General features: G+C 58.4%; 14 protein-coding genes and 1 pseudogene. 8 read left to right on the top strand and 7 right to left on the bottom strand.

Annotation, left to right across the window (positions count from 1 at the left end; translation table 11 throughout):
* Nucleotides 1–651: 651 nt before the first annotated feature.
* From G9X67_RS22455 to G9X67_RS35090, 3 genes and pseudogenes are all read left to right on the top strand, one after another.
* A complete protein-coding gene (locus G9X67_RS22455) occupies nucleotides 652–1,740 on the top strand; it encodes a hypothetical protein (protein ID WP_171599717.1) in 1,089 nt (362 codons plus the stop codon).
* Nucleotides 1,741–2,552: 812 nt separating this feature from the next.
* Entirely contained in the window at nucleotides 2,553–3,317 is a 765-nt protein-coding gene (locus tag G9X67_RS22450; RefSeq protein WP_138388139.1) for a response regulator transcription factor, read from the top strand.
* Between the two features lie 49 nt (nucleotides 3,318–3,366).
* Nucleotides 3,367–3,456, top strand: a pseudogene (locus tag G9X67_RS35090) (LysR family transcriptional regulator); the annotation flags it as partial.
* Between the two features lie 38 nt (nucleotides 3,457–3,494).
* Here the strand turns inward: G9X67_RS35090 and G9X67_RS35085 are convergent.
* Entirely contained in the window at nucleotides 3,495–3,680 is a 186-nt protein-coding gene (locus G9X67_RS35085; RefSeq protein WP_138334440.1) for a hypothetical protein, read from the bottom strand.
* Between the two features lie 326 nt (nucleotides 3,681–4,006).
* Nucleotides 4,007–4,876, bottom strand: a complete 870-nt coding sequence (locus tag G9X67_RS22445) for an AraC family transcriptional regulator (protein ID WP_246413133.1) — start codon at nucleotides 4,874–4,876, stop codon at nucleotides 4,007–4,009.
* Between the two features lie 190 nt (nucleotides 4,877–5,066).
* Here G9X67_RS22445 and G9X67_RS22440 point away from each other — a divergent pair, with 190 nt between their 5' ends.
* The 5 genes from G9X67_RS22440 (at nucleotide 5,067) to G9X67_RS22420 (ending at nucleotide 10,858) form a co-directional block, all read left to right on the top strand.
* Nucleotides 5,067–6,236 carry a sugar ABC transporter substrate-binding protein gene (locus tag G9X67_RS22440; RefSeq protein WP_138334438.1) on the top strand — a complete coding sequence of 390 codons (1,170 nt, stop codon included), beginning with the start codon at nucleotides 5,067–5,069 and terminating at the stop codon, nucleotides 6,234–6,236.
* Between the two features lie 22 nt (nucleotides 6,237–6,258).
* Nucleotides 6,259–7,818 carry a sugar ABC transporter ATP-binding protein gene (locus tag G9X67_RS22435; protein WP_171599716.1) on the top strand — a complete coding sequence of 520 codons (1,560 nt, stop codon included), beginning with the start codon at nucleotides 6,259–6,261 and terminating at the stop codon, nucleotides 7,816–7,818.
* On the top strand, nucleotides 7,815–8,819 hold the full coding sequence (locus G9X67_RS22430; protein WP_171599715.1) for an ABC transporter permease: 1,005 nt from the start codon (nucleotides 7,815–7,817) through the stop codon (nucleotides 8,817–8,819). The genes G9X67_RS22435 and G9X67_RS22430 overlap by 4 nt, the downstream gene beginning before the upstream one ends.
* Before the next feature lie 28 nt (nucleotides 8,820–8,847).
* Nucleotides 8,848–10,275: an arabinose isomerase gene (locus G9X67_RS22425; RefSeq protein ID WP_171599714.1), complete on the top strand. Its 1,428-nt coding sequence runs from the start codon at nucleotides 8,848–8,850 to the stop codon at nucleotides 10,273–10,275.
* Between the two features lie 325 nt (nucleotides 10,276–10,600).
* Nucleotides 10,601–10,858 carry a hypothetical protein gene (locus G9X67_RS22420; RefSeq protein WP_064647809.1) on the top strand — a complete coding sequence of 86 codons (258 nt, stop codon included), beginning with the start codon at nucleotides 10,601–10,603 and terminating at the stop codon, nucleotides 10,856–10,858.
* 3 nt (nucleotides 10,859–10,861) lie between these two features.
* Here G9X67_RS22420 and G9X67_RS22415 read toward each other — a convergent pair whose 3' ends face one another.
* The 5 genes from G9X67_RS22415 to G9X67_RS22395 are packed head-to-tail and all read right to left on the bottom strand — an operon-like array spanning nucleotide 10,862 to nucleotide 14,647.
* On the bottom strand, nucleotides 10,862–11,587 hold the full coding sequence (locus G9X67_RS22415; protein WP_171599713.1) for an SDR family oxidoreductase: 726 nt from the start codon (nucleotides 11,585–11,587) through the stop codon (nucleotides 10,862–10,864).
* 11 nt (nucleotides 11,588–11,598) lie between these two features.
* Nucleotides 11,599–12,660: a sn-glycerol-3-phosphate ABC transporter ATP-binding protein UgpC gene (gene ugpC, locus G9X67_RS22410; RefSeq protein WP_171599712.1), complete on the bottom strand. Its 1,062-nt coding sequence runs from the start codon at nucleotides 12,658–12,660 to the stop codon at nucleotides 11,599–11,601.
* 59 nt (nucleotides 12,661–12,719) lie between these two features.
* On the bottom strand, nucleotides 12,720–12,926 hold the full coding sequence (locus G9X67_RS22405) for a DUF2160 family membrane protein (RefSeq protein WP_003556377.1): 207 nt from the start codon (nucleotides 12,924–12,926) through the stop codon (nucleotides 12,720–12,722).
* Between the two features lie 4 nt (nucleotides 12,927–12,930).
* A complete protein-coding gene (locus G9X67_RS22400) occupies nucleotides 12,931–13,767 on the bottom strand; it encodes a carbohydrate ABC transporter permease (RefSeq protein WP_003556379.1) in 837 nt (278 codons plus the stop codon).
* A gap of 4 nt (nucleotides 13,768–13,771) precedes the next feature.
* The gene (locus G9X67_RS22395; protein WP_003545408.1) at nucleotides 13,772–14,647 is read right to left on the bottom strand and encodes a sugar ABC transporter permease; all 876 of its coding nucleotides are present in this window, start codon (nucleotides 14,645–14,647) and stop codon (nucleotides 13,772–13,774) included.
* Between the last annotated feature and the right edge of the window lie 12 nt (nucleotides 14,648–14,659).

The raw sequence follows: 14,659 nt of genomic DNA, 5'->3' as shown, positions 1-14,659 counted from the left end.
CAGGCGAATATTGCCTGCGATTTAATCTGTGGCCTATCTAGATATTCGGTGACATTCATTTGGGCGTATACTTGGAAATGGCGGAGCGTTATTTGGATCAGTACTTATTGATTTGGTGCAGGGTGGCATGGTCGATCGTGTCTGCGACCTCGTCGAGGCGACATCAGGACCTCTGATCCATAGGCAGATTTAGAGCCTTTCCGGGTTAGATTGCAGCATTCTGCCGGAGCAGGTTTTCGTCAGGGCAAAGGCGATTGGCGAAGGGCATACCCCTTGGTACGTCCGAGCCGATCGCCTTTGATCCTGGCGGAAAGGTGCCCGGCCCTTCGGGTTGGCTGAAACGGGCCGGCTGATCGACCGGCCGGCTTGGCCGTAGAACCGGGCTACGACGCGCGCCGGCCGGTCGACCATCCGACTCCGTTTGAGCCAACAGAATGCTGCAATCTAACCCGGAAAGGCTCTAATGCTCGCAAACTCGCACAACGGGCGCTGCGGCCATGACAGCCAAATGGCTACAGCACTAGCCGACAGGATGTAGACGAATTGCAGGCTCTGCTTTTCCCACGTTCAGATGCACAATGCCTGAACAATTCAGGCTGCATAGCGCCGCATGCTCGGTGGACGTGCAGTCGCCGGCGAATGGAGACGGTAATGGCGGAAACTCGTCCCTCATTGGAAGACCTGCCCAAGACGGGCAGCGATCAACACCTCGCCTCCAACGTGGCCGCGGGGCATCTGGCGCTGGTGCCGACTTGGCTTCCATTGGATGTCGCTTCCGGTCAGAGCCATAATTCAGCCGGCAGCGGTGGTGACGGGATCAGCGAAGGCGTGATCAGCAGCAACGCACTGGCCGTCTTCACGCCGTCCAATGCCGCCATTGCGGGACCTCATTCCGGTGCAGACGCCTTCCAGGGCAACGACGCGCTCATCAATCAGCATCCCACCGAAATGGCGGGGATAGGCGGGAATGGCGGAAGCGGCAATGTTGCCATCGGTAGCGGCGATGGCGCCAATCATGCCGGCAGCGGGGGCAATGGGCTTTTCTACGGTGGACTCGTCAGCACCGAAGTCGCGCTGTTTGCCCCCGTGAATACTGCCGTGGCTGCAGGCCCTGGCGCGACGGCTCACGCTGAGCAATCGAACAACGCACTGTTCCTGCAGGGCGCAACCCAGATCGGCGGCATGGGCGGCTCGGGCGGAGACCATAACGTCGCGAGCCACGGCACGTCGATGAGCCCGGGAACTGCGCTCACATTGACCGGCGACTTTTATGCGGGCCATGGCGGCGATGGATATTTCGTCGGCAGCATGGTCGATGTGAGTATTGCCATCTTTTCACCGATCAACATCGCCATCGGCGCCGCAGGCGGCTCCGCAGAGGCTCATCAGACAAACAATGTCATTTTCGATCAGGGCACTGTGCAGATCGCAGGCATCGGCGGCAATGGCGGTGGCTTCAACTTGTCGTCAGATACGATTTATACCGGCAATCACGCAGGTGGCGGCGGTGGGGACGGATCGTCAACCGGCAGCATGGTAGACGTCAATTTCGGCTATTTCCATCCCATCAACATTGCCGTTCCCGCCGGCGGGACGGCGGATGCCCAACAGACCGATCATGTTCTCTATGATCAGCAAGCGCTTCAGTTGGCCGGCATCGCGGGCCACGGTGGAGACGGTAACCTCACGGATGCCCATTCGGCTCTCGTAGACGACATTCTGAGCTTCATGCATGGCTAGAGCCTTTCCATTTTTCTTCGAAGCACGGAAATGCTCTATCTCTTTGTTTCCACGTAATTCCGGACGCAAAAACCGCAATGCACTTTTGCTGGAATTGCTCTAGCGAATAGCCTCCCCACTTGCATTGCGGAGGCTCAACCGCACGAAACCGTTCTTTGTGCCATTATCAGGCCATATGTTGAACGCTTCCTCCGCCGGGCTCTCGTCTTTTGGGCCGACATGGCACGCAACGGTCGGCTCACTCAGAACTGAACATTCCACCATGACCTCATCCGCATTGTCGCCGATTTCGGCCGCCAGGGGCCGTGACCTCCGGCCGCTATCGGTCGGTGCCGGCGCAGTGCTGTCTGCGGGAGAACAATGCTAACTGGTATTAATGCGTCATTAGAGCACAGTTTCACTAATCATAACGGGTAGTCAGCGATCTCAGGCTTTTTTGCTGTCGGGTCTGCGACTGCTTTGAATTGAGATATGGAAACAAAGCCGAGCCGATCGGCAACTCGTTATATCCAATGGCGCTTTCCGAAATGGGTCTGTAGCAGATCGGTTGCCTTTTCAGTGCCTTTGAAAGCTTTGTTGACGCGCTTGCCGTACGTGAATTCGGCGAAGCTGGAAAGTCTGCAGCGACAAGTCGAACCAGCAGGAATTCATGAAAAATCTCTTCAATGTGCTCTGCAAGCCCAGTTATCTATCGTTGATATCTTATAAACTATAAGAATTATCATGAGAGGTCAGACTATTAATATCCGAAATACACTCACTTTTTCTCATGACATGTAGTGAGAACAGGAATAATATGAATAGCTGTTGCGTTGCAAATATTCGTGGGGAGCACGCAAGTGTCCGACATTACTGGAACTAGGCGCCGTATCGGGCGCAATGCACCAACTGTGATCATCATCGAGAATTCTACATTGGCGCGCACCACCGTGGTGAAGCTTCTTGAGCGTGAACTCGCCGGGTGGAACGTTATAGATTTGATCTCAACCGAGAGTCTCGATAGTGCTCTTGGAGCAGAGGTGCGTTTGATTGTATTGGGCCTGGCTGGCAGAAGTGTTGAGAGCACCAGCCTGCGTGATGATCTCGCGGCGATTGCTGCACGTTTTCCTGAGGCTCCTGTCACGTTGCTCTCAGGTACGGATGACGCCATCATAGCCCGTCAGGCACTCAAGATGGGCATCCGCGGCTTATTCTCGACTTCACTTCCCATTGACATTGCTCTTGCCGGTCTTCGTCTCGTTCTGGCAGGAGGAACATTTTTCCCGCAGCTATTGGGAGCTGGTACAAACGGCTCAAACGAGCATAGTCCGGCCAGAAATGAAGCCGAAAAGAGCTTGGATGATAGGACGCAGTACTTGGCGATCGCTGATTTCACTCCCCGGGAAGCGGATGTCCTCGCAGAGTTGCAATGCGGCTGTTCAAATAAGGTGATTGCAGGAAAACTCAATTTGTCGGGGCATACAGTGAAGATGCATTTGCAACACATAATGCGCAAGTTGCAGGCGCAGAACCGCACTGAAGTGGTTGCCCGCTTAATTCAAAGAGCCGCCGGTGGGCCTGACGTCTCGCCGGGTTAGGCGGTGTCGCCAGTACCGGCGTTCGTTCGTTCGTTTCAACGGGTCTCATATCGTGATGGCCTGGAACAGGGAAGACCCGACCACCTCGCGTGACGACATCATCGATATCGCACGCTCGCTGGTGCCGCCGGCCAGGTGAGCGCATGGAACGTCAGCCGTTTCGCCGGGTCGGCCTCTTCACCTTGACCTTGATCTACGCGTTACATTGTGGACGAGTTCGCTGATGGTCGCGAACTCACCGAACAAAGCAGTAAGCTTGGCTTGCTCCTTGCCATCCAATCGGTGCTGCGAGCAGAAGTCCGCGATGCACCAGACCTTCGCCGCTACGATAGGCTCGGCAGTAATCGAATCAATGTGTTGCATTGTAGTCCTCCCGCAAAGGAAGCTAACGGAGTTCAAATTAGCTTTCAATGAAATAAGAGGTCTTCCGAAAACTGTGGTTCCCATTGCCCGGCGCGCCGCCTCTTCAGCGACTGGCGGACATGCGGCTTCTCCACTGGTTGCAGCGTCGAGCAGCCGCTCTCGTTTCTACGCCGCGAAACGGCATGCAGCCTTGTCGGATGCCTTCCGATCGGCTCCATATTGCGCGATGATCTTTTCTGCGTCTTCGACGCTGCCGCTGGTTCCGGACATCGAAGACAGACTGAGGGACGTCTGGGATCGCGCGGTGCCACGGATCGGCAGACTTCTCAATTCTCAGAGGTCCTACGATATTCCGTCGGTGCGCAGCCAACCGCATTTTTGAATTGGCTGGAAAAATGGAAGGCGGAATGAAAGCCGAGCAGGCCGGCGATTTCTTTTACCGATTTGTCGGTATTTACTAGGAAGTCGCGTGCTCGCTGAACACGGACGTTCATTTGATACTGTTTCGCCGACATCCCGGTTTGCTCACGAAACAGCCGGCGAAAATAGGGGTAGCTCACCCCCATCTCTGCTGCGAGATCCTCGACCGATTGTGAAGTTCCGCAGCGCTCCATCAGGATCATGCGCGCCCGATCGACGAGGCGCGCGCCGGCGCCGGTTGCCAGATCGTCCGGCCGGCAGAGCAGCGCAAGGAGCTGCAACCCGAGCGTGGATATCACCAGCTGATGAAGCACGGGATCCTGCCGCGCCAAGTCATGGATGGCGGCGAACACATGATTGATCTCATCGCTTGCCGGGTTGAGCGGGCGTTCGACATGCAGGAGGCCAGCATCCACTGCAAAGTCGAAAGCGGTTCCCCGGCACTCTATCCAGTGCTCGGTCCAGCCGGTTCGCCGATCGGGCGCGAACCTGTGCCACACGCCCGGGAACAGGAGAAAAATCGATCCTTCCGTGACGCGCACCTGTCGGCGCAGGTTGCCGAATTCGAGCTTCCCGTTGCCGGCGCTGATCAGCACGACCTGATAGGCCTGAAGGATGCGGCCGCGAGACCAGCTGAAGTGATGGTCGTCCGGATGGCGGCTCGGAGGGTAATCGGAGTGCGGCGCAATGACCGAATAGCCCGTCGAGACAGCGGTGCAGCCCCATGCTGCAGAAATTCTGTTGTCAGGCATGTAGACGAAGTAGTTTTCCGTCATTTGACGTCGCCTTTTTAGGATCATTTTTTGTATGCAAATGATCACTTTTGTGGATTTTGGCGTCGTGTCAACAGGTGTGGCCGATGGTACCGTCATCAGGTCAGGGCAAAGTTGATCGAATTTTGCCGAACGCTGATTGCATCAGCTATCGCCGCTGCCGGGGAGGGTAGGGGCTGGGAGGAGAATAGATATGAAAACTCACGCCAGACTGCTGGTCGCAGCCGCTTGCCTCGCCGCATCTGCTGCCTATGCCGATGATTTCCACGGGTTCGATCCCGCGAAGTTCGACGGCAATATGCTTTCGGCCGAGGCTCTCCAGGCCATGGCCGCCGACGCGTCGAAAGTGACGCCTCCGAAAAACGGCAGCAAGTACAGCATCGGCTTCGCCAATCTTCAGCGTGACATCGCTTTCGGCGTGCTCGTGGAGAAAGGCATTCAGGCAAACGCCGATGCTGCCGGCGTGGAACTCGTCGTCGCCGACAACCGACTCGATGGCCCGACCGCGCTTGCCAATGCCAAGTCTTTTGCCGAACGCAAGGTTGACTATGTCATCGAGTTTCAGACCGACGCAAACTTCGGTCAGACCGTGATGGACGTGTTCAAGCAAGACGGCACCAAGGTCACGGCAATCGATATCCCCATGCCCGGTGCAAGTTTCTTCGGCGTGAACAATCCGAAGTCCGGTTTCATGGGCGGGTCCTACCTTGCAACGGCTGCGGCAAAACAGTTTGGCGCGGACACGGTAAAAAGCGGCTATCTCGTCATCGGCGCACTGCCCCAGTCGGGCGTCATCCCGCGCATGCGCACGGAAGGTCAGCGCGCCGGCTTCCTAGCCCTGACCAAGGATTTCCCGGCCGACCACATCATCGAGATCGATACGAAGAATACGCTGCAGGAATCCTATACCCAGATGAACAACGTACTCGGCCGCATTCCGCCAGGAGCGCCGATCCTGATCATCGCGATCAACGACCAGGCGACCATGGGCATGCTGCAGGCCGTCCGAGCAGCCGGACGTGTTGATCAGGCCATCGCCGTCGGCAACGGCGCGGATGAAGCCGAGGCGCTTGCCACGGACCCGAAACTCGTGGCGGCGACGGGTTCGTTTCCAGGCAGCTACGGGAATTATCTCATTCCGATTGCACTGTCTGCGCTCGCCGGCAAGGCCGTGCCGGAGGCAACCTTCGTCACCCATCAAATGGTAACCAAGGCAAACATCTGCAAATTCTACAAGGAATTCGCGTGCGCCGGTGAAGCCGACGGTTACACCTTTCCCGAGGCAGAGTTCGCAAGCTATCTCTCTGGTCTGAAAAAAGAGGATTGGTTGAAGGGCTACGAGGCAATTCTCCCCAAGCAATGATCTGGGGTCGGAGGAGATTTTGATGCAGACGGTATCGAGCACCGAGAGCCGCGTAGCGCGGCTCCAAATCACCAACGTCACGAAGTCCTTCTCCGGCGTGCAGGTCCTGAAAAACGTCACATGTTCGGCCGATGCCGGCGAGGTCGTGGCACTGCTCGGCGCCAACGGTGCAGGCAAATCCACGCTGATGAAGATCCTGTCCGGCGTCTATTCCTGCGACGCCGGACATATACAGATCGATGGGGCCGCAGTCGACATCACGTCGGCACGTGCGGCCATAGCATCGGGCATTCGCTTGATGCCGCAGGAACTGTCCGTGCATCCGGACTTGTCGGTCGCGGAGAACATCGCGTTGGGATCGATGCCCCAGCGCAAGATCGCCGGCATAAGTTTCGTCGACCGTGCCGCCATGCAGAGGCAAGCGACGACGCTGCTCGGCCGACTGAAGCTCGGTCATGTCTCTGCGAGCCGGAGAATGGGATCACTATCGCTTCCGGAGCAGCGGATCGTCGAGATCGCCCGGGCATTGGCCGGCCAGGCCCGTATTCTGATCATGGATGAACCGACTGCTGCACTCGGAGAAGCAGATGCCGAAACCCTGTTCGGGGTGATCGATGCGCTTCGCGCCGATGGCGTCACGATCATCTATATCTCCCACTACCTCGACGAGGTGTTTCGCCTCTCCGACCGGATCGTCGTGTTGCGGGACGGCGAGGTACGCGGACAGTTCCAGACGAGCGCCACCAGTCACGACGAGGTGCTGCGGGCGATGCTGGGAGGCGATCTCGGCGATCTTTTTCCGGCAAAGCCGCAATCCCTGCCGGACGAGACGATCCTGGCTGTCGAAGGACTGTCGCTGCCAGGCTGGCTCAGCGACGTGTCCTTTTCGGTGCGCCGCGGCGAGGTCCTGGGTGCGTTCGGCCTGATCGGCTCCGGGATTGAGAAGGTCGGCAGAGCCATTTATGGGGCGGAGCCCAAGGCGAAGGTCCGTTCAATCCGGATGGGGACAGCCGAAACGGCGTTGTCGAACCCGCGGGCAAGCATTCGAAGCGGTATTGGTTTCGTTGCAGCCGAACGCAAGCGGCAAGGCCTGATCGCCAACCTCACCGTCCGTACCAACACGACCCTTCCTTACCTCACGCGCTTTACGCGCTTCGGGCTCGTCGATGACAATCGGGAGCGGGCAATGTCGCAACACTGGATCCGCACCCTGCGCGTCAAGACGACGGGTCCGGAGCAGGAAATAAGACTCCTGTCCGGCGGCAACCAGCAGAAAGTGTGCCTGGCGCGATGGCTGCTCGGCGACCCCAAGCTGCTCATTCTCGAGGAACCGACCCGCGGGGTCGACCTCGGCGCTCGACGAGAGATTTATGAGGAGATCCGCCGGCTCGCAGCGAACGGATTGGGCATACTCCTCGTCTCATCGGACGCTGAGGAAGTCGCCGGTCTTGCCGACCGAGCGATCGTCTTCGAAGAGGGCCGGGCCGTGGCCGCATTGGGAGCCAATGCATCGGCCGCCGAGCTGATGCAGGCGGCGGAGTCGCACTCCGTGTCTGCTGCGAACGAATTGGAGAAAGCATGAACAAGTCAAACTCGATCGTTGCAAGCGAACCCAAGACGACCAGCCAACGCCAGTCGATGACGGAGATCCTTGCCAGACCGACCGCCGGGATCGTGGTTCTGCTGGGCTTCTATGTCATCCTTCTTGCGGCTTTCGCTATGCTGTCGCCGTTCTTTCTGTCGGTGAGCAATCTTGCCAATATCGGCACGAACATGGCCTTCATCGGGCTCATGGCCGCAGCCGGAACGCCGCTGATCATTGGCGGTGGACTCGATCTGTCGGTGGCTGCCGTTGCCGGACTCGCCGGTGTCATCGTCGCATTGATGCATTCCAACGGGATCAATATCTGGGTTGGATGCCTGACAGCCTTGGTCATCGGCGCCGGGGTCGGAATTTTGAATGGGGTGATCGTCACCAAGCTGCGCCTCAATCCCCTGATCGTGACACTCGGGACGATGAGCATCTTCTCGGGCCTGTCGATGGTCATGACGGGTGGCTTGAGCAAGCCGCTTTTCGTGCCGGCCTTCAATTGGCTTGGTTCAGGTCGCATCTTGTCCGTGCCGTTTCCCGTCATCGTCATGCTGATCGTCTTTGCCGTCCTTTGGCTCGTGCTTGCCAAGACGCCGTTCGGACGGTTTGTCTACGCAACCGGCGGCAATCCCGAGGCCAGCAGCCTTCTCGGCGTGCCTGTTGAGCGCACCCAGATGATCCTCTACGTGATCTCAGGCATTTCAGGCGCTGCCGCTGGTATCATTCTTGCAGCAATGCTCGGCGCGGCAGCCCCGAATGCAGCAAGTCAGCATCTGCTGACGATCATCGCCGCTATCATTCTTGGAGGCACGAGCCTCTTTGGCGGGCGGGGAAGCGTCTGGGGTACGCTGATTGCGGTGCTGATCCTCGGAACTCTGAACAACGGCCTGACCCTCATGAACGTGTCCAGTTTCTGGCAGGATGTCACGCGCGGTGTCGTGTTGCTTCTGGCCGTGGGCCTCGACCAGCTTCGTGTCCGCCTGCAGGGCTGACCCCGCTATAATTCCAGGAGAAAATGGAATGCCTGATCGCCCTTTGAAGGCCGGCCTGTTCGGTATCGGTCTGGAGGCCTATTGGCCGCAGTTTGACGGTCTCGAAGCAAGGCTGCGCGGATATGTACATGTCGTCGCGTCCAAGCTGGAACGGCCCGGGGTCGAAGTCGTCAATCTTGGCCTCGTCGATACGCCGGAGAAGGCCGTCGATGCCGGCCATCTGTTTCGTCAGGCCGATGTCGATATCATTTTCCTTTACATCACCACCTACGCTCTATCGTCGACCGTCTTGCCGGTTGTTCGGCGTGCAAAGGTACCGGTCATTATTTTGAATCTGCAGCCGGCTGGTGCGATCGACTACGCGTCCTTCAACGCACTCGGCAACAGGACTGCCATGACCGGCGAGTGGCTGGCGCACTGCGCTGCATGCCCGGTGCCCGAGATTGCCAATGTGTTCACTCGAGCGGGCATTCGGTTCCACCAAGTAACAGGCGTTCTCAACGATGACCCGTTTGTCGACAACGAGATCGAGGAGTGGATCGAGGCCGCACGGGTAGCCCACGTCATGTCGCATAATCGCCTTGGCGTCATGGGGCGCTATTACAACGGCATGCTCGATATCTATTCCGATCTCACAGCCCAAAGCACGGCATTCGGGACACACATCGAAGTGGTGGAGATTGACGAACTAGCACGCCTCAGACGCGACGTTGGCGAGGCGGAAGTGGCGGCCTGCTTGGACAGAATCCGAACGGAATTCGACGTGCAGCCGGATTGCGATCCGGACGAACTGGCGCGGGCGGCAAAAACTGCTGTCGCGCTGCGCAAACTCGTCGACGCGAAGCGTCTCGGCTCGCTCGCCTATTATTATGAATCGGTGTCCGGGCATGAATACGAGGACGTCATCACGTCGGTAATCGTTGGTTGTTCGATGCTCACCGCCGAAGGCATACCGGTTGCTGGCGAATATGAGATCAAGAACGCGCAGGCCATGAAGATCATGGACAGCTTCGGCACCGGAGGTTCCTTCACCGAATATTATGCAATGGATTTCGATGCAGATGTGGTCCTGATGGGCCATGATGGCCCAGGCCATACCAAAATTGCACAGGGTCGAACCAAGATCCGTCCTCTGGAGGTCTATCACGGCAAGGTCGGCTCCGGCGTAAGTGTCGAAATGTCGGTTAAGAATGGCCCGGTAACACTGCTCTCCGTGGTGGAGTGCGCCGGAAAAGTGAAGCTGTTGTGCGCCGAAGGACAATCGGTGCCCGGACCGATCCTGGAGATTGGAAACACCAACAGCCGCTATCAGTTTCCAATCGGGGCGCGCGCGTTCGTCGAGAATTGGAACGCCGAAGGACCGGCGCATCATTGCGCAGTCGGCGTCGGACACATTGGGAGCAGCATCGAAAAATTAGCAAAGCTGTTGGAGGTTGAGTTCGTGAGGATTTGCTAATTGTCAAAAATATTTCTCGCTGCGGGAACTGCTTGACGAATAAAAAGACCCGTCAAAACGATCGCAGCTCCTCCGCCTATCTTGCCAGCGTTGCTCATCAAATCCCAGACGACTGCCCGTTCTTGCCGCCTCACCGGCGGCGCGGCGATCGATAGTGCCATGCTGTGGCAGCGCCAAACCTCGCAGCGAGGGCATAAAAACAGTTCGGCCCGCGCGATGGCGGGCAATGTTATCGGCGAGCATTCGTTTCAATGGGTCTCACATCGTGATGCCCTGATGGGAACCGCGAGTCCGCCCGTCCGTTACCATTTGAGCAACGGAGGAAATGGACATGCGCAAGAAAAAAGCCATCGTCGAGGCGGCGCTTGAGTCCGAATACGAGCGCCAGGCACTGGGGATCATGAATACGGAGCAAGCTCTGAAGCTTGAGGATTCAGACGGACTTGTCTTCAGCCATCCGGATAAAGAGGCTGGCGTGACGGATCATTTTGTTGATCAGGATGAGCTGCGCCGTTTGGTGCGGCGGTCAACCTCGCCGCATCCCCTATTGCAATCGCAGGCTCGTACGACACGTTCGTCCTGAACTTCAGGCAATCATGTAGCCGCCGTCCACCGGCATCGATATGCCATTCACCATGGCAGCCTGGTCGGACAGCAGGAAAAGAACAACCTCGGCAATGTCTGCCGGCTCAGCGAAGCGACCGACCGGAATTCGCTTCATCATCCCCGCGGCCTTCTCGGGATCGCTCCATGCCTTCACCGCCATTGGCGTCAACGTCACCGTTGGGTGGACGCCGTTTGCGCGGATGCCGTGAGGCGCAAGCTCCTTTGCCATGACGCGCGTCAAGCCATCCAATCCACCCTTCGATGCACAATAGGCCGCGTGGTCCGGGATGCCGACGAAGGATGCGACCGACGAGACATTGACGATGGCGCCTGGACGGCCTTCCTTGATCAGCGAGCGGGCATATTCCTGGGCAACGATCATCGGAGCACGCGTGTTGACCGCGACAAGGCGATCGAATGCTTCGACGGTTGTCTCCAGGAATGGCTGAAGCTCGGTCGTGCCGGCGCAGTTGATAAGGAAATCTGCGGGAAGGGCAGCGATGACAGCCTCTCTGGTCGCATCGGCGTCCGCGAGATCGACTTGGATTGCCCGGCAGCCGAATTCCCCTCGCAGCGCTTCGACGTCGGCGGCACTGCGGGTCAGGGCGACGACCTGCGCACCCCGTTCGACGAGCATCCTTACAATTTCGAGTCCGATGCCTTTGCCGGCACCGGTCACGATCACCGTCTTTCCTCTGAAGTCCATGGGTCGATCTCCTAAAGTCTCTGGCCTGTTTCCCGATCGAAGATATGCGCACGTCGGGGATCGATGTGGAAGTACATCGTCCGTCCGGGGTCGACCTCGATGCGCTCGCGGATCAGCGCGTCGATCGGCACGCCTCCGGTGCGGCCGAAGATCAACGTCTCCGAACCCGTCGGCTCGAACACCGAGACTTCGACCGGAACGCCTTCTTCGCCGATCGTGATGTGCTCCGGTCGTATGCCGTAGGTAACGGCTCGTCCTTCATCCGCATTTGTGTCCGCCATCGGAAGGGCGATGCCCTGGTCGGTGACGACGACCTTCCTGCCGTCGCGGGTGGCTATGCGGCCCTCAAGGAAGTTCATCGATGGGCTGCCGATGAAGCCGGCGACGAAGAGGTTGACGGGGAAGTCGTAGAGATCGAGTGGCTTGCCGATCTGCTCGACCCTACCATCGCGCATCACCACGATCTTGTTGGCCATCGTCATCGCCTCGATCTGATCGTGCGTGACGTAGACGGTGGTGGTCTTCAGCCGCTGGTGAAGCTCCTTGATCTCGACGCGCATGGTGACGCGGAGCTTGGCGTCGAGGTTCGACAACGGCTCGTCGAACAGGAAGACCTTCGGATCTCGGACGATGGCACGACCCATCGCCACGCGTTGACGCTGTCCGCCCGACAGCTGCTTCGGATAGCGGTCGAGATAACGCGTCAGATCGAGGATCTCGGCCGCCCTGCCGACCTTCTCGTCGATCTCGGCCTTCGGACGTTTGGCCATCTTCAGCGGAAAGCCCATATTCTCCGCGACGGTCTTGTGGGGATAGAGCGCGTAGCTCTGGAAGACCATCGCGATGTCACGCTCCTTTGGAGGAGCGTCGGTGACGACACGGCCGCCGATCCGGATGTCTCCGCTGCTGACCGTCTCCAGCCCGGCGATCATCCGGAGCAGGGTGGACTTGCCGCATCCGGAGGGACCGACCAGAACGACGAATTCGCCGTCCTCGATGTCGACGCTGACGCCATGCATGACCTGAAGAGAGCCATACTTCTTGGTGACGTCGCTAACCTGTACGTTTGCCAATGTCGTTCTCCTAAAGCAGCAAGGCTTGTGTTTTGGTGTTGTTGACGGAATTCATCGGCTCATCCCTTCCAGACGACATAGGCGCCAAGGACCGCCGAGATTGCCGCCGCAAACCATACCGAAGGCCCGAACGGCTCGATGAACCGCATCCAGAACAGGGAGAGCGCGACCCAGATCACGATCGAGATGAAGAGCCGGTCGAACCAGTTCGTTTCGATCGGCAGAAATCCCGGCTTGCGTTCGTTGTTTCCTGATTGAGACGTCATCGTTTCATCCTTTCACGGCGCCGAAGGTCAGGCCGGCGACGATGTGACGCTGGACTACTGAAAAGACGATGAGCGCCGGAACCAATGTCAGCATTGAGATCGCGGCCATGATGCCCCAGGCCGTCCCCGTCGTCGTCACATATTCCGACAGGCCGGTGGTCAGAGTCCGCGCATGGAAATTGGTGAGCGTCGCTGCCAGCAGGTATTCGTTCCACGCAAACACCCAGGTCAGGATCAGCGTCACCGCAAGTCCGGGCCGTGCCAAAGGAAAGATGATATCATAGAGGACGGTCCATGGGCTCGCGCCGTCCATATAGGCCGCCTCGTCCAATTCCTTCGGAATGCCTTCCACGGTCGGGCGCAGCGTCCAGATGGCGAAAGGAAGGTTGAAGGAGCAGTAGACCAGGATCATGCCCAGCTTGGAATCGGCGAGCGAGAAGTCGCCGATCCTGTAGACCTGCGTCAGCAGCAGGAAAAGCGGCAGCAGGAAGACCGCCGGCGGCGCCATGCGGTTGGTGATCGTCCAGAAGAAGATGCTTTCCTTGCCGGCAAGGTCGAAGCGCGTCAGGGCGTAGCAGGCAAGGAAGCCGAGCGTGGTGACGAGCAGCGCGTTGCCCGACGAAATGATCATCGAGTTGAGCATGTATCCGCGCAAGGTCGGATTGGTCAGCACGTCCTGGTAGTTCTTCCAGAAGAAGCTCCGGAGAATGACATCGGGCGTCGAGAACAGGTCGAAGGGCTGTTTCACCGATATGACGAAGAGCCAGTAGATCGGGAAAAGGGTCGCGAGGCTTATCAAGGTCCACAGGACGACCGGAAGCCAGGGAAAACGGGTCTTCATCGCTTCAACCTCTCTTCACGCGGGGTGCAATCAAACCGACATAGAGCAGCCAGCAGACGACGATGGTGAGATAGAGGACGATGACGGAGATCGCCGAACCGTAGCCGTAATTCGTCTTGGGAAAGACTTCCCTGAAGATATGGACGCCGATGTAGCGCGTCGAAGAACCCGGACCGCCGCCGGTCAGCATCAGGACTTCGTCGACGGTGCGCAGCGCGTCCATCAGCCTGATGAACACTGTGGCGAGCAGGGCCGGGCGGATCAGGGGGAGCGTGATGTGCCAGAAGATCTGGCTTTTGCCGGCGCCGTCGATCTGCGCCTGCTCGAAGGGGTCTGATGGAAGCGAGACGAGTGCGGCGATCAGCGAGAGGGTGACGAGCGGCGTCCAGTGCCAGATGTCCATGATGACAGTGACGGTGAAGGCCGCGACAGCGCTCTGGCCGATATTCAGATCGTAGCCGAACCAGCTCCTCAGAAGATAGGGAATGATGCCGATGGACGGGGTGGTCATCAGCTTCCAGACCGAGCCGACGATGATCGGCGCCATGATCAGGGGCAGAGTATGGATCGTGCGAAACACCGCTTTTCCGGGAAAGTCCTTGAGCAGCGCCTGGGCGAGGATGTAGCCGAGGACCAGCTCCGACACGACCGCGAAGAAGACGAATGTCAGGGTTATGCCGAGCGATGCCAGAAACTGCGGGTCGAAGACGAGCCGCCGATAGTTCTCAGCCCAGTTGAAGATCATGCCCGGATTGGCCGCGAACGGGTTCCATGAATGGAAAGAGACCCAGAGGACGTAGATGAAAGGAAAGATCCCGAACAGTCCGAGGATCACTATGGTCGGTGACAGCAACAGCCACCCGAGCTTCTGCGAATGCATCGCCTATCCCCC

Origin of the sequence: Rhizobium sp. WYCCWR 11152 (genome assembly GCF_013087615.1) — a bacterium.
Classification (GTDB): domain Bacteria; phylum Pseudomonadota; class Alphaproteobacteria; order Rhizobiales; family Rhizobiaceae; genus Rhizobium; species Rhizobium indicum.
The sequence above is the reverse complement of the archived record's forward strand: the minus strand, read 5'-3'. Positions and strand labels throughout refer to the sequence as shown.

Coding starts and splice junctions, on each gene's coding strand:
- G9X67_RS22455 (WP_171599717.1), top strand. CDS start 652: ATGGCGGAAACTCGTCCCTCATTGGAAGACCTGCCCAAGACGGGCAGC.
- G9X67_RS35085 (WP_138334440.1), bottom strand. CDS start 3,680: ATGCAACACATTGATTCGATTACTGCCGAGCCTATCGTAGCGGCGAAG.
- G9X67_RS22445 (WP_246413133.1), bottom strand. CDS start 4,876: ATGACGGAAAACTACTTCGTCTACATGCCTGACAACAGAATTTCTGCA.
- G9X67_RS22440 (WP_138334438.1), top strand. CDS start 5,067: ATGAAAACTCACGCCAGACTGCTGGTCGCAGCCGCTTGCCTCGCCGCA.
- G9X67_RS22435 (WP_171599716.1), top strand. CDS start 6,259: ATGCAGACGGTATCGAGCACCGAGAGCCGCGTAGCGCGGCTCCAAATC.
- G9X67_RS22430 (WP_171599715.1), top strand. CDS start 7,815: ATGAACAAGTCAAACTCGATCGTTGCAAGCGAACCCAAGACGACCAGC.
- G9X67_RS22425 (WP_171599714.1), top strand. CDS start 8,848: ATGCCTGATCGCCCTTTGAAGGCCGGCCTGTTCGGTATCGGTCTGGAG.
- G9X67_RS22420 (WP_064647809.1), top strand. CDS start 10,601: ATGGACATGCGCAAGAAAAAAGCCATCGTCGAGGCGGCGCTTGAGTCC.
- G9X67_RS22415 (WP_171599713.1), bottom strand. CDS start 11,587: ATGGACTTCAGAGGAAAGACGGTGATCGTGACCGGTGCCGGCAAAGGC.
- G9X67_RS22405 (WP_003556377.1), bottom strand. CDS start 12,926: ATGACGTCTCAATCAGGAAACAACGAACGCAAGCCGGGATTTCTGCCG.
- G9X67_RS22400 (WP_003556379.1), bottom strand. CDS start 13,767: ATGAAGACCCGTTTTCCCTGGCTTCCGGTCGTCCTGTGGACCTTGATA.
- G9X67_RS22395 (WP_003545408.1), bottom strand. CDS start 14,647: ATGCATTCGCAGAAGCTCGGGTGGCTGTTGCTGTCACCGACCATAGTG.